Here is a 13629-nt window from a genome sequence, read left to right on the forward strand (position 1 = left end):
TACGTGTAAAATGTGTAATCTCTATTGGAGGGATGCTGAGTGGCACAATTGGTATATCATGTAGCCGTTTCACTTGATAATTTCATTGCCGACCAAGCAATGTTGGAAGGGGATATCAATCATTCCTTTTTCTTATTTGAAGGAGATCATGTCCCGGACTTTTTATCCGATATCCAGCAATATGAAGCGGTGTTGATGGGAAGTAAAACATATGAATTTGGATTTCAATTCGGAGCTAAACCGGGTGAACCAGGGTATAAGGGTTTGAAACATTATATATTCTCGAGCTCCCTTCAGTTTGAATCGAATGAAGAGGTAGAACTTATCGAAGGAGACGCCGTTGCGTTTATAGAAAACCTCAAACAGCAAGGTGACGGAAAGCTATGGCTTTGCGGGGGCGGAGAACTGGCTGGAACGTTATTAAAACATAAACTCATTGATCAATTGGTGCTTAAAGTGAATCCAGTCATAATCGGAGAAGGCATCCCTCTTTTCGGCAGTGTTAAGCCAAGTCTAAAATTAGATTTAGTTGAAATGAAACAATTCCCAAACGGTGTGATTAAACCGACATATAATATTCTTTATCCTTAGGGCTGCGCTGGCGCAGCTTTTTTAATGCAAATCAATGGACAATAAAAGGTGAATTTTTCTTTATTGAAAATATACAATGAAAATTAATTAGAAATTTATTTTTAACATATATCCTTTCAATATAACTTGAAAGGAGTTTTCTATATGAGAAAAATGTTGAAAGTATTAAAGAATATATTTTTTACCTTCATTGCTTCCTTCTTATTTGTAGTATTAGCTGTTTTTATTTACCATAATTATCAAAAGGGCAAGGAATCATCATTAATTAATGTAGGAACATCCATTGATTTTAATAACAAAGAAATTAATGTATATACGGAAGGCAACGGGGAGGATACATACGTTTTTATGTCCGGTTCCGGGATTGCTGCTCCTGTTTATGAATTTAAGGGATTATATAGTAAGTTTGCAAAAGAAAATAAGATTGCAGTCATTGAAAGAGCGGGATATGGATACAGTGATGTTTTTCATGATGATAGGGATATTGATGCAATTTTGGAACAAAGCAGGAAATCTTTAATGGAAAGTGGTAATAAACCTCCTTATATTTTGGTACCACACTCATTATCAGGTATTGAAGCTATTTACTGGGCACAAAAATACCCAAGTGAAGTAAAGGGAATTATTGCTTTGGATATTGGTTTACCGCACCAATATGTAACTCATAAAATGGGCATGGTTGATTCATTGACAGTAAGAGGAGTGAATATTTTAACAAAAATGGGTTTGCACCGTCTTATCCCTTCAGCTGTTTATAATCCCGAAGTGATCCGGCAATCATTCTTGACTGACCATGAAAAAGAAATGTATAAAGCACTATCATATAAACAGTTTTTTAATGATGATATGGAGCAAGAGCTTATACAAAGTTACAATAATGGTAAAAAATCTTTTAACCTGCCGCTTCCAAAAGAAACACCCATTTTATTTTTAGATGCGGTTGCCGATGAAAATAAAAATTCGAAATATACAATACAAAAAAATGAAGATTATGAGGAGTTTGCAGGGAAACTATTAAAAGCGGATGTAATAAAACTGAAAGGGACGCACAGCATTTATCTATACGCGCCAGATGAAATATATGATCTTGCCATGGAATTTATCAAATGAATATAGAAAGGTCCTGTGATGAAAAGATATAATATTTTAATTGTTGAAGATGATTTGATGATTGGTGATTTATTGAAAAAGATTTTGCAGCGCGAAGAGTACAATGTATGTTGGATGAAAGAAGGAAAAGGAATTATAGATATAATCCATGAGATGGATTTAGTCATTATGGATATTATGCTGCCAGGAGATGATGGCTATCAAATTACCAAGAAAGTAAAAAGTCTAGGATTAAATATTCCAGTTATTTTTCTATCCGCCCGAAATGATATGGATAGCAAACTTCAAGGTTTGACATTTGGTGAGGATTATATGACTAAGCCTTTTGATCCCAGGGAGCTATTACTAAGAATGCAGAAATTGCTGGAAAATCAATATGGTACTTTTACACAAATTAAACATTTATATATTGATGCCGAACATAAAAAGGTATTCAATAATGACTTGCATAATGAAGTGGTTTTTACTGCGATAGAGCGTAAAATATTTTTCTATTTATATGAAAATAGGAATAAGATTTTAACGAAGGAACATTTTTTTGAATATTTATGGCAGCTCGAAGATAGGAATCAAAATATCATAAATGTACATATAAAAAAAGTTAGAACAAAAATCAATGATAACACCGGAGAAATCATCCAAAATATATATGGAGAAGGGTATAGATTGAATACCTATATAAAGAAATGAAGTTAAAGAAAAAATACCAGCTATTGTTATTCAGTGCCGTTATTAGCGTGCCATGTATATTACTGATGATCAGTATCCTTATGTCACTAATTTATGATTGGGCCTTTAAAACTAAAAATGGTGACATTCCTTTTCATGAATCTTTTGCATATCCTACAATGCTGGGAGTATTCATTTTATCATTATTATTGTTAGCCTTCTTATTTTCCAAATCTATTAACTCACTATTAAATAAAATAAATATATTGAATGAAACTATCAGGAATTTAGCTAGTGATGAGGAGATTCCGAATAAATTAGAGGTTAATAACAATGATGAAATCGGGAAATTAACTAAATCGGTAAACTTACTAATTGAAAGAACGACCTATCGGGAATTGGAATTAAAGCAACAAGAGGAAATGAAAAAGGAACTCTTAAATAAATTAAGGCATGACATCAATACACCTTTAACAGCAGTAAGGTTACAATTATTTTATTTAGAAGGCCAATATAAGGAACAAGCTCCACTATTACAATCACTATATCAACAAATAAATTATATTTCCGAATTAACAAATGAATATAATATTCAATCCACAGCTGAATTAGATAATTCTTATATCTTGAATGATAAAGTGAATATGCACGCCTTATTAGAAATGATGGTTAAAAAATGGGGCTATTTGTATAACATGCATGGTATTGAATTAATATATCATCCTTTAAATGGAGAGCTGGAATGGATGAGTAATGGCTTGTGGCTGCAAAGGTTATTCGATAACGTCTTTCAAAATGTATTAAACCATTCGAAGGCTGATAAACTTGTGATAACCATTGAAAATAACGAGGTCAGTATCAAGGATAATGGAATTGGTTTTAATATCGAAAGTAAAAGTAAGGGACTTGGCTTAAAAATAATTGAGGATATAGCTAAGACACTATATATAAAATATAATTTGGAATCTAATGAAAGCGGAACTTTATTTAGTTTTACAGTCGAAAATACATATGAATCTCAGTTGAATTAGGATATTTTGCGGGGATGACATCCGGGGATTTCGTCAGGGACTCATCAATATCATTCTATTCAGATAGTTTGCCATATGCAACATAGTTATCTATCACTTACTTATATAAAGCGATACAAAAAGGTTGCTATAGACCCACCCATTTTTAAGTTGATATGATATTCAGGTACTTAATTGTGGGGGGAAGTTGAATGGAAGAACAAAAATATAATGATCTCAAATTAGGCGAACGTGGAGCAATCATCAGTATAATTGCTTATATTTGTCTATCGATCATGAAGCTGGCTATCGGATACATAAGCGACTCAGCGGCCTTGAAAGCGGATGGTTTGAATAATACGACTGATATTATTGCGTCCATTGCCGTACTGATCGGTTTAAGGCTAGCTCAAAGACCCCCCGATAAAGATCATGGTTATGGTCATTGGAAAAGTGAAACGATTGCATCGATGGTAGCTTCATTTATTATGTTTGCTGTTGGTGTACAAGTTTTAATAGATGCAGTTGCTTCCATGCTTAAAGGTGGAAAGGAATCTCCTGACATTATTGCCGGGTATGTAGGTGTTTTATCAGCGATAGCCATGTATTTTGTATACCGATATAATAAAAAGCTTGCTATGAAAATTAACAGTAAAGCCGTTATGGCAGCTTCGAAAGATAATATTTCCGATGCTTGGGTAAGTATTGGAACAGCTATAGGGATTTTTGGCTCCCAATTAAACATGCCTTGGCTGGATCCCCTTACTGCAGTCATTGTTGGTTTATTAATATGCAAAACAGCCTGGGATATTTTCATTCAAGCCTCACATGAACTTTCTGACGGATTTGATGAAAATAAAATTCATCTATATAAGGATGTAATTACAAATGTCGATGGGGTCAAGGGGATAAAAGAGATTAAAGGGAGAAATTACGGTAACAACGAAGTGATTGATGTTGTGATCCTTGTCAATTCTACCTTGGATATTAAAGAAGCACATGATATAGCGACACATGTAGAAAAAGTGATGATGACAGATCATGGAGTGTATGATGTTCATGTCCATGTAGAGCCCAATTAAATCTCACTTTTTTAAATGAATTAAGAAAAAAAGGGTACAAATCTGCTTTACAAACATATAAATAATATGCAATCATTAATTCATTACATTGGAAGGAAAAGGTACCTTATACAATGAAGCAGTAATCTTATCAAATAAACAGTAAATCTAAATCAATTTCAATGGGTGTAATCGGTTAGATATGTTCAATGCAAATACGCGTCACTTTGTTTGCTTACCGGTAAGTAAAGTGAATTCACTTTTTCATTTGAACAAGAATCTTTTTAGATACCCATGTGAGATTTTTAATGATTATGTTTAGAGATGGGATACGTCTGTTCGTTTATAGGTACTAATTCATATACAACTACTTTTTCTGATTATCAAGTCAGATGAGGTATATTTGGTTTATGTATATTAATTTAGTAGCAGGCGATCTCTCTCTAGAAAAATGGAGGGGGATTTTTTTATGTTATTTTTAAAAGCGAATGATTTAAAGAAAAGCTACGGGAGCCGTGAAGTTCTTTCTGTAGATACACTTCATCTTTATAGTCATGACCGTGTTGGTTTGGTTGGTAGGAATGGAGAAGGTAAAACGACCCTGCTTTCTATACTAGCGGGCGTGAGGGAACCCGATTCAGGTAATATAGAGAGCTATGGAACAGTCAGCTATATCCCGCAGATGGAAGAAACTGAACAAGAAATAAGCGGTGTATTAACGAGCATATGGAAATTGCCCAATGAGGATCAAGAAAACATAAGCGGCGGCGAACGTACTCGAAGAAAAATCGCCGCAGCCCTTTCTTCCAATGCGGATGTATTGATTGCGGATGAACCTACCAGCCATTTGGATATATCCGGAATTGAACAATTGGAAAAGGATTTAAAATCTTTTAATGGCGCTATTTTGCTTACTTCACATGATATAGCATTCTTGAATCATCTGTGTACAACAATATGGGAAGTTGAGCAAGGCAAGGTAACGGTATATGAAGGGAATTACGATGCGTATATCAAACAAAAGCAAGCAAAAACAGAAAAGGAAAATAAGCAATATGAAGAGTATACCCGCGAAAAGAACCGGTTGAAACAGGCTGCACAAAACCTCCAAGCCAAATCTGATTCGATTAGGAAAGCCCCTAAACGAATGGGTAATTCAGAAGCAAGGCTCCATAAACGCAGCGCCGGGAAACAGAAGGCGAAATTGAACCGTTCTGCTGAAGCGATTGAAACTAGGATTGAAAAATTAGCAAAAAAAGAAAAACCGAGGGAGGATCCCCCTATCATCTTTGATATTTCAGAATTTCCATCTTTGCATAGCAAAAGGGTCATTCGATTTAATGGCTGTTCCCTGAAGGTTGGATCAAGGATGCTGAAGCAACATATTTTTGGAGATGTCCAACTAGCTTGCAGACTCGCCATCAATGGTCAAAATGGTTCAGGAAAATCGACATTACTGAAAAAGATAGTGGAAAGGCACCCAGATTTATATGTCGCAAAGCCGGCAAAGATTGGATTTTTTGCACAACAACAAGAAAATTTGAATGAAAGTAAAACGGTTCTTGAAAATATATTGGAGGATAGTCCCTACAATCAGTCTTTTATTCGTACGCTATTATCACGATTAGCTTTTAAAGGAAATGACGTTCACAAACAAGTATCACTTTTAAGCGGTGGGGAAAGAGTCAGGGCTTCCCTAGCAAAAGTTTTTTTGGGAAATTATAATGTACTGGTTTTGGATGAACCTACAAATTACCTGGATATTCATACTAAAGAGGCTTTAACCGAAGTGTTAAAAGCATATCCAGGAACCATCGTTTTTGTGACTCATGATCGTTCATTGATCCAATCGCTTGCAACGCATTCACTTTCATTTGAAGATGAACCTTCGAGAGTAAGTGCTATCAATCAGGAAGCAACAAAAACGGCCACACGCAAGGATGATCATCAAGATAAACAGGCTGAACTTCTTATGATTGAAGTGCAAATCATCGAGACACTTGGGAAACTATCCAGTGTTGTGAAGGAAGAGGAAAAAGAGGAAAAAGAGGAATTGGATAGGGAATATCTCCAACTCTTGAAGAAGAAAAAGGAGCTTGAAGATTAAGTGCAACCCATAAAAGGCCCTTCTCAATCGAGAGGGGCCTTTATGATTTAGTTATTTTACATTTATTAAAAGACCATTAAAAAGGATTAAGGCGAAAAATGGTAAAATTAAACAAGTTATGAAGGAGGGACTCATCCTGATTGGAGATCAAATGAAAATTTGATCATTAAATGGCAATGGGGAGCTAAGATTAAGGCAGCCATCGTTACTGTTGATAAAGGTGTGTACTAAATGTGGAAAGAGTACAGAGTCAGCTTAATATAAGTTCCAGAAGGCCAGAAATTTTTCTGTTGATAAGAATGCTGGCAAAGCCACTATTACTGTCTTGTTCCTGCAAAATCTAAGCCCCTTACTTTTATGAGTAGGGGCTTTTTTATGTTTCAAGTACATTCACTTAACAAGTGCATATGATAATTTTATAAACTGTGAAGGGTTGAGAAAAATGTACTATGCTCCTTATATCCATCCCCATCCCCATCCCTATCAATATCAAAATTCTTATTATGTTAATGAACCAATGTATAACCATTTAAGAAATCCTGATTATTGGAGTGTAAATAATGTTAACCATTTGGGCTATTTACAATCATCAAATGGAAGAAATAATATTGAGGTAAAAGATTATGGACCAAAGCCATTTGTATTGAATATCAATGAGGGTACGAAACAAAACACTACCTACCGTACCGCCTTATGGACAGGAAAACATTTGCAAGTTACATTGATGAGTCTTAAAGTTGGTGAAGATATTGGTTTAGAAATTCACCCAAACGTTGACCAATTTTTACGTATTGAACAAGGTCAAGGGGTTGTTCAAATGGGCAATAGAAAGGATAATTTAAACTTTGTAAGAAACGTCTATGATGATTATGCAATAATGATACCTGCTGGCACATGGCATAATGTAGCCAATACAGGTAATATTCCTCTAAAGCTTTACTCGATATATGCTCCTCCTAATCATCCATTTGGTACTGTTCATGTTACCAAAGCAGATGCAGTGACTGCAGAAGAAGTGCAACGATTATGGCAATAGATCGTATATGCTTCAGCAAGAAAATGTATATATAGAGCAAAAGTATACAGATAGGGTTTTGACAGATTGGTTGACCCTTTTTATTTTGTAAGGTGAACAATTAGAAATCGAATGGAGATAATAAAACTACGTTATTATCTCCACAAGGTACCTCCATCTTTCAAAGCCCACTCTTATAGAGGGTCTTTTTTGGTTTTTATGATCATTACAAAAGAATAACGTGGATACCCTACACCTATTTTTGACTGCGAAACATTGAAAAGCCCCTACTTGCTTTGAGTAGGGACATTTTTTTGATTCCATAAAGATAATGTAGGTCAACAGCTCAAGAATTTTTAAAATTTACGGGCACCGCATGATATTTGAGCTACCCGCCATTTTTAATCTTCAGCATCAATATAGTCTCTTGGAAAATTATTATTGAATTCTTTTTGATTGTTTCTTAGTACTTTATTTATGAAAAAAATTATTATTTTTAATAAAATATATATTGCTCACCTCGAATGCCGTCTCACTAACATCCTATGTTAATGAAAGTTCGACGGTCCCCAATATAAAGGGGGATTTGTGCCCCTACGTAAACAACTGTTATTCGGCAGAGAACCTGCACTTGTTGTAGTGAAGGGTGATTGTATTACGATAAAAAAGGAATGCCAAGTATTTTAAGCATTCCTATGCATTCAGATTTTGCTGCTGTTGCTCTCGTTTTCCGGTTTCTTTATGATTGCGTATGCCAGGTATCCTATTAAGCCGATAAATAATCCGGTGCCGCCTACAATATAAATCATTGTAAACACTTTTCCTAATGTTGTCTGCGGTTCAAAACTGGGATGCCCAACCGTGCTAAGAGTAACAATGCAGAAGTAAAGGGATTCAATCACAGATAGACCTTCCTGCTTAACATAGAAAATCGTGCCGGAAAATAACATAACGAGGACCAATACGAAAAGAACCTGGAAGTTCTTCAGTTTAAAAGCGGACCAGAGCGCTTTTAGAAAACGTTTCAAGGTGAGGATAAATGAAATCATTGGTAATCGAATTTCCTTTCGGTTCATTACATTTTAAGTAAAGTGAATGAGTAAATCCTGATATTCGAGCTTGATCAGTTAATCATTCTACTATACAGGAATTCAGCTTGGATTGACAAAAAAACCTGTTTATTCTGATCTGATTTGGACTAGAAGCGTTGGTAAACAATAGAAGGAGAAAGTAAGTAAAAAGGGGGACAATCATGAAACCACGTATTACTGTCATAACATTAGGTGTGGATGATTTGGAAATATCGCTGGAATTCTATCGGGATGGCCTGGGATTTCAAACAGAAGGAATAGTGGGCAAAGAATTTGAGCATGGAGCCGTTGCCTTTTTCGACCTGCAAGAAGGCCTAAAGCTTGCCATATGGAATCGCAGGGATATAGCTCATGAGGCCAAGGTTCCTTTGTCTCCGGCAAGCCCTTCTGAATTTACCCTTGGTCACAATGTAGGCAGTAAAGAGGAAGTGGATATTGTGTTGGAAAAAGCAAAAAAAGCTGGCGCAATCATAACCGATCAGGCACATGACACTTTCTGGGGAGGATACTCTGCACACTTTCAAGACCCTGATGGACACCTTTGGGAGGTCGTTTGGAACCCGCAGTGGGATATCAAAGAATAATGAATAGAAAGCATCCTCATACTCAAGTTTAGTCCTGCTATTTTAATACAAAAAAGACTGTAGCAATAGGAGTTCTATCCAAATGTTAAAACAAAGTCAATTGGAGCGGGTGTTCGAGACTCCTGCGGGAAAAGCGGGTCTAGGGGAGACCAGCAGGCGTAAGCCATGGAGCTACCGGACCGCACGCGGAAAGCGAGTGCCAGGAGTGATTTAACGTTTAAATTGTAAAAATCATAAAAAACTGTAGGCAAAATTGATTTTCATCGAGTTTGTATGAAACAAGCACTTTACCTAGGGGGTAAGTGCTTATTTTTTATTGATGAATTCTCTACTTCTTGCAATCATTTCTTTATTCTTTTCAATCGCTTCGTTGTTACTGAATTTCACCTGATTAACCGTCTCATTGTCTTCCATGTATTCAAGCAGCAAGTCTACCGCTTTATCCATCAGTCTTTCGATGGGGATACCTCTTTCTTCAGCCAAATTAGCGAGTCTATTAGTCAAGTGCGGATTGAGGGTAATGTTTATAGGTTTTTTCGTTTCAGAATTGATAGGTCGTTCCACCTTCAGACTTTTAATCTATCATATACCTTTAATTGATGTTAAACAAATATAGTGTAAGGAAATGTAAGTATGCTTGTGTTCATTTTGGCCCTCCTTCTTTCCAATTCTGTTAACAAAAGAAATATGCCATAGGGCCACTCAAAATTAGGATTCTCCGAAAAATTAAATTATACTAATGTTCAAGGCAGCAGCGAATGATACTGACACAAATTAACGTAGGATAATCTTGATAGAAATACAAACAATTAATTAGCAAGATCAAAGGGGAGAAAAACATGCAAAGAGTCAATCTAACTGATGAGCTTAGTCTTTCACGAATTGTACACGGTATGTGGAGATTAGCGGATTGGAGATTTTCTACCGAGGAAATCCTATCTCTTATTGAACACGGAATGGATCGTGGCGTCACTACATATGATCACGCCGATATATATGGCAGTTATACGTGTGAGGAGATTTTTGGGAACGCACTTTCATTAAAGCCATCTTTACGCGATAAAATGGAGATCGTTACGAAATGTGGCATAGTTCTTCAATCAAAAAACCGTCCTTCCCATAAAAGTCACCATTATGACACTAGTAAAACCCATATCATAAGGTCTGTTGATCAATCTCTTATGAATCTTAAAACGGATTATATTGATTTATTACTTATCCATCGTCCTGATCCCCTGATGGACCCTGCGGAAATGGCTGAGGCGTTTAATCAATTAAAGGAATCAGGAAAGGTCCGTAACTTTGGAGTATCGAACTTCAAAAAACCGCAATGGGATATGCTTCAATCTTATCTAGAATATCCGCTTGTGACGAATCAGCTGGAGCTTTCTGCATATAATCTTGAAAACTTCGAAGACGGAACCATGAACTTATGTCAGGAAATGGGCGTGGCGCCGATGGCATGGTCACCGCTTGCAGGAGGAAGCATTTTTGAGGAGTCGAATGAAAAGGCTGCCCGCTTAAGAAAAACGTTAGAAATCGTAAAAGAAGAAATCGGGGCCAATGGAATAGATGAAGTGATGTATGCATGGCTGTTGAGACATCCTGCAAAAATCATTCCGATCGTTGGATCAGGTAAGAAAGAACGATTGGACAGCGCCATTGATTCACTAAACCTAAGCATGGAAAAAGAACAATGGTTTAACATTTTAACAAGCTCGATGGGACATGATATTCCCTAATGAATTGTACCGTTGAACAAGAATCCTTGCCTTCATTAATGGGGACCTCCGTAAAGAGGTCCCCATTCTTAAATTTCAAAAAATGACGAGATGGACTTTCAATTTTCAAAGCATGATTTTTGGTGAATTTTTTTAGTACTTATTTATCACATATATTATTGGCAATCGGGCGCGATTGTGAACAATGAGAAGTAGCTTTTATACTAGCCGGATCCGAATAGTTCTATAAATAAGTAGATGTAAATAATTAAGAAACCCAGCTAATCTTCTCATGTGAAGGTAGCTGGGTTTTAAAGTTGTATGTGCAAATATTGGGGAAATATATAACCAGGAACGAAAAGGAGGGGAAACATGGAAGTGAATATGAGTGTTGAAGAACTCGTAAATCTAATTTCTGAATTAGTAGAAAAAGAAGGGAAGCCACCACTGAAGAAAGAGGTGAAGAAGTCAAATCCTGAGTTAATGAAAAACGCATTGCATTACTTTCCTAGTTGGGATGATGCAGTAGAACATAGCATTGGATCTTAAACATAAACGATATAAACAAGCAAGTACTCATGCCAACAGGTATTGAATATTGAATTTTTACTCTCTTTATTCGCCATTTTCCTTATATACTCTTAGTTTTTTCATGGTATCCATCAACTCCCTACACACTTTTTAGAATATTTTTTCTACATAAGATGAAGGTTATCCCAGTCGCAAGCTTCTGACTCGTTATTCAAAAAATTCAACATCGCATTTGTCTTCGATGGCCCATCTGAGATCGTCAATAAAGCTAGATAAGGTAGCTACTAAGCACCGTACTGGATCCATTCTTATCCGCGTTATACGCTACGCCCAGAATCGACCTGTTGCTTGAATTTTCAAAATTTTTAAATATATCATTTCGAAAATAGTCAGAATATGCTAATATTTGTCTTGTTATATAGTTATAAGGGGGAGAAAAGAATGAAGAAAAAAGCATTAAAGTACATTCTCACTAGTGGGATTTTGGCTTCCACTCTTGTAGGGACCACAGCTTTTGCTGAGCCTGTTACCACTCCAAATGGTCCTTGGGTACAGGATGGACAGAACCTTTCCTTATCAGGTCTGATGTCAAATGAGCAATTGGAAAGCAAATTAAAGCAGATCGAAAAGGTAGCGAAAGGGAAGATGGTTCTTGAGCAATTTGGAACATCCAACGATGGGTACCCACTATATGTAGCGAAATTTGGTGACAATGATCCAGAGAAGAAGAGGGTCCTTGTTTATACTCAAATTCACGGAAATGAGCCGCTCGGCACAGAAGCAATTGGTGAGTTAATGCAGCAGCTATCATCGGGCAGTAAAGAAGTAAATGATATTTTGGATGAGGTGAGTGTCTGGTTTGTGCCACGTTTAAATCCTGATGGAACAGCGAACCAATACGAGGGCAAACCATTTCCAACCAGGTATTCCCATCAAACATGGAATCCGAAAGAACTAGGCCTTCCGGCTGATACAAAAGCACCTTGGTATTACAATGCAGAAGGTAGCGAGAGAGCCCAAAACAATGATGGAAGCGTGGTTTACGGGATCCCTGGTTTCGACTTAAATCGTGATTTCCATCCGAATTATGATTTTGACATAAAGGAAGAGATTAAAAAGGACCCACAGAAAGTGGCAGAAGTGTTAAACAATAGTGCCACAAATAATGGAGCAAACGCATCACTTGTCTTTTCACCGGAAACACGTGCACTTACAGAATTGACCCAAGAACTAAGTCCGGACGTTGCCATTGACATTCATCACCGAGGCTTTAACCGCTTGTCAGAAGAGGACAGCCGTTCAGTTTCCATCCAGCTGCTTGCTCAATTTACAACCAAGCCTTATGTGGACCCGTTCAGCGGGAAGAACTATGTGTTAGACGAGGATGTCCTTACCTTGAGCAAAAAAGTCAATGCCGTCGCTTATGAGTCGTTGCAGCTTGGAAACTCCTCTTTCGGCGCGATTCAAAAATATCCGATCGTGAACTACCCAGGCTCTGGGCTTGGGGCCATCCAGTTAAATGGCACAGCCACGATGCTAATTGAAATAAAGGGGCAAACCCAAACGCTTGGTCAAAAGCAAAACGGAATGCTTAAAGAAACAGCAAAGGTTCCAGTCATAGCGGTTCTTAACGGATTAGCAGACGGTTCCCTTGAAAACGCCGATCCTGCTGTCTATGATGCCATCCCAAGCACTGCCTTAGGAGTAAGCCCTGGGGATAAACATTAATTTTATCGGTTGCTGTGAAGCGGTTGATTTTTAAAGGATGTACCGTAATAGGAGAGTTATCCATAGTGATTAACTCTCCTATTTGATGTTTTATATAGATTGTAGGGCTCTAGAGATTTGGGGGATACAGGGGGCTTATTAAATCTTTACATCTAAAATTCTATTAATTGTGGGTATTGAGTCGTTGCCTGTCACGCCTTGGATATGTATATGACACAAGAAGTGGAGAAGATTTATGCCGATTCCATGTCCGTCGAGATCACCCGCCAAAATAAGGATATTGGTTTCACTTTCATTTTAAAACTTTTTCTGCTTGTTTTTGAGGCGGCATGAAAATTTCTACTGTATTGGTTTTTCCATGTACCTCTTCTTCTCTAGTTCAAGGTCATCTAAATCTATTATTTTCATCAT

General features: G+C 36.8%; 14 protein-coding genes and 1 pseudogene. 13 read left to right on the plus strand and 2 right to left on the minus strand.

Annotated features, from left to right (window positions below):
* Nucleotides 1–39 precede the first annotated feature (39 nt).
* The 7 genes from ACIROD_RS15985 (at nucleotide 40) to ACIROD_RS16015 (ending at nucleotide 7584) form a co-directional block, all read left to right on the plus strand.
* Nucleotides 40–591 (plus strand): dihydrofolate reductase family protein, encoded by a 552-nt coding sequence (locus ACIROD_RS15985; protein WP_402942056.1) that lies wholly within the window; start codon nucleotides 40–42, stop codon nucleotides 589–591.
* A gap of 144 nt (nucleotides 592–735) precedes the next feature.
* Nucleotides 736–1701, plus strand: coding sequence for an alpha/beta fold hydrolase (locus tag ACIROD_RS15990; protein ID WP_402942058.1), 966 nt, complete (start codon nucleotides 736–738; stop codon nucleotides 1699–1701).
* An 18-nt stretch (nucleotides 1702–1719) separates the two neighbouring features.
* Nucleotides 1720–2391: a response regulator transcription factor gene (locus ACIROD_RS15995; RefSeq protein WP_402942060.1), complete on the plus strand. Its 672-nt coding sequence runs from the start codon at nucleotides 1720–1722 to the stop codon at nucleotides 2389–2391.
* Nucleotides 2388–3401 (plus strand): sensor histidine kinase, encoded by a 1014-nt coding sequence (locus ACIROD_RS16000; RefSeq protein ID WP_402942062.1) that lies wholly within the window; start codon nucleotides 2388–2390, stop codon nucleotides 3399–3401. The genes ACIROD_RS15995 and ACIROD_RS16000 overlap by 4 nt, the downstream gene beginning before the upstream one ends.
* 191 nt (nucleotides 3402–3592) lie before the next feature.
* Complete coding sequence (locus ACIROD_RS16005; RefSeq protein WP_101221616.1) at nucleotides 3593–4462, plus strand: cation diffusion facilitator family transporter; 870 nt, start codon at nucleotides 3593–3595, stop codon at nucleotides 4460–4462.
* 448 nt (nucleotides 4463–4910) lie between these two features.
* Nucleotides 4911–6548, plus strand: coding sequence for a ribosomal protection-like ABC-F family protein (abc-f, locus tag ACIROD_RS16010; RefSeq protein WP_402942065.1), 1638 nt, complete (start codon nucleotides 4911–4913; stop codon nucleotides 6546–6548).
* Between the two features lie 442 nt (nucleotides 6549–6990).
* Nucleotides 6991–7584: a cupin domain-containing protein gene (locus tag ACIROD_RS16015; protein ID WP_402942067.1), complete on the plus strand. Its 594-nt coding sequence runs from the start codon at nucleotides 6991–6993 to the stop codon at nucleotides 7582–7584.
* Nucleotides 7585–8264: 680 nt separating this feature from the next.
* Here the strand turns inward: ACIROD_RS16015 and ACIROD_RS16020 are convergent.
* Entirely contained in the window at nucleotides 8265–8612 is a 348-nt protein-coding gene (locus ACIROD_RS16020; protein ID WP_402942069.1) for a potassium channel family protein, read from the minus strand.
* A gap of 203 nt (nucleotides 8613–8815) precedes the next feature.
* On the opposite strand from ACIROD_RS16020, the gene ACIROD_RS16025 reads away from it, so the two are divergent.
* Both ACIROD_RS16025 and ACIROD_RS16030 read left to right on the plus strand, forming a co-directional pair.
* Nucleotides 8816–9238 carry a VOC family protein gene (locus tag ACIROD_RS16025; RefSeq protein ID WP_402942071.1) on the plus strand — a complete coding sequence of 141 codons (423 nt, stop codon included), beginning with the start codon at nucleotides 8816–8818 and terminating at the stop codon, nucleotides 9236–9238.
* Nucleotides 9239–9320: 82 nt separating this feature from the next.
* Nucleotides 9321–9452, plus strand: a complete 132-nt coding sequence (locus tag ACIROD_RS16030; protein WP_402942073.1) for a hypothetical protein — start codon at nucleotides 9321–9323, stop codon at nucleotides 9450–9452.
* A 92-nt stretch (nucleotides 9453–9544) separates the two neighbouring features.
* Here ACIROD_RS16030 and ACIROD_RS16035 read toward each other — a convergent pair whose 3' ends face one another.
* Complete coding sequence (locus ACIROD_RS16035) at nucleotides 9545–9802, minus strand: ribbon-helix-helix domain-containing protein (RefSeq protein WP_402942075.1); 258 nt, start codon at nucleotides 9800–9802, stop codon at nucleotides 9545–9547.
* Between the two features lie 275 nt (nucleotides 9803–10077).
* Here ACIROD_RS16035 and ACIROD_RS16040 point away from each other — a divergent pair, with 275 nt between their 5' ends.
* The 4 genes and pseudogenes from ACIROD_RS16040 to ACIROD_RS16055 all read left to right on the plus strand — a co-directional run.
* Nucleotides 10078–10980, plus strand: coding sequence for an aldo/keto reductase (locus tag ACIROD_RS16040; protein WP_402942077.1), 903 nt, complete (start codon nucleotides 10078–10080; stop codon nucleotides 10978–10980).
* Between the two features lie 351 nt (nucleotides 10981–11331).
* Entirely contained in the window at nucleotides 11332–11508 is a 177-nt protein-coding gene (locus ACIROD_RS16045; RefSeq protein ID WP_402942079.1) for a homing endonuclease associated repeat-containing protein, read from the plus strand.
* A gap of 423 nt (nucleotides 11509–11931) precedes the next feature.
* Nucleotides 11932–13218, plus strand: a complete 1287-nt coding sequence (locus ACIROD_RS16050; RefSeq protein WP_402942081.1) for a M14 family zinc carboxypeptidase — start codon at nucleotides 11932–11934, stop codon at nucleotides 13216–13218.
* 194 nt (nucleotides 13219–13412) lie between these two features.
* A pseudogene (locus ACIROD_RS16055) lies at nucleotides 13413–13490 on the plus strand (YpjP family protein); the annotation flags it as partial.
* Nucleotides 13491–13629: the final 139 nt, after the last annotated feature.

The organism is Peribacillus sp. NPDC101481, assembly GCF_044767165.1.
Classification (GTDB): domain Bacteria; phylum Bacillota; class Bacilli; order Bacillales; family DSM-1321; genus Peribacillus.

Excerpts from the sequence above, each read along its gene's own strand:
- ACIROD_RS16045 (WP_402942079.1), top strand. The coding sequence starts at position 11,332 with ATGGAAGTGAATATGAGTGTTGAAGAACTCGTAAATCTAATTTCTGAA.
- ACIROD_RS16030 (WP_402942073.1), top strand. The coding sequence starts at position 9,321 with ATGTTAAAACAAAGTCAATTGGAGCGGGTGTTCGAGACTCCTGCGGGA.
- ACIROD_RS15995 (WP_402942060.1), top strand. The coding sequence starts at position 1,720 with ATGAAAAGATATAATATTTTAATTGTTGAAGATGATTTGATGATTGGT.
- ACIROD_RS16015 (WP_402942067.1), top strand. The coding sequence starts at position 6,991 with ATGTACTATGCTCCTTATATCCATCCCCATCCCCATCCCTATCAATAT.
- ACIROD_RS16025 (WP_402942071.1), top strand. The coding sequence starts at position 8,816 with ATGAAACCACGTATTACTGTCATAACATTAGGTGTGGATGATTTGGAA.
- abc-f (WP_402942065.1), top strand. The coding sequence starts at position 4,911 with ATGTTATTTTTAAAAGCGAATGATTTAAAGAAAAGCTACGGGAGCCGT.
- ACIROD_RS16050 (WP_402942081.1), top strand. The coding sequence starts at position 11,932 with ATGAAGAAAAAAGCATTAAAGTACATTCTCACTAGTGGGATTTTGGCT.
- ACIROD_RS16040 (WP_402942077.1), top strand. The coding sequence starts at position 10,078 with ATGCAAAGAGTCAATCTAACTGATGAGCTTAGTCTTTCACGAATTGTA.
- ACIROD_RS16005 (WP_101221616.1), top strand. The coding sequence starts at position 3,593 with ATGGAAGAACAAAAATATAATGATCTCAAATTAGGCGAACGTGGAGCA.
- ACIROD_RS16020 (WP_402942069.1), bottom strand. The coding sequence starts at position 8,612 with ATGATTTCATTTATCCTCACCTTGAAACGTTTTCTAAAAGCGCTCTGG.
- ACIROD_RS16000 (WP_402942062.1), top strand. The coding sequence starts at position 2,388 with ATGAAGTTAAAGAAAAAATACCAGCTATTGTTATTCAGTGCCGTTATT.
- ACIROD_RS15990 (WP_402942058.1), top strand. The coding sequence starts at position 736 with ATGAGAAAAATGTTGAAAGTATTAAAGAATATATTTTTTACCTTCATT.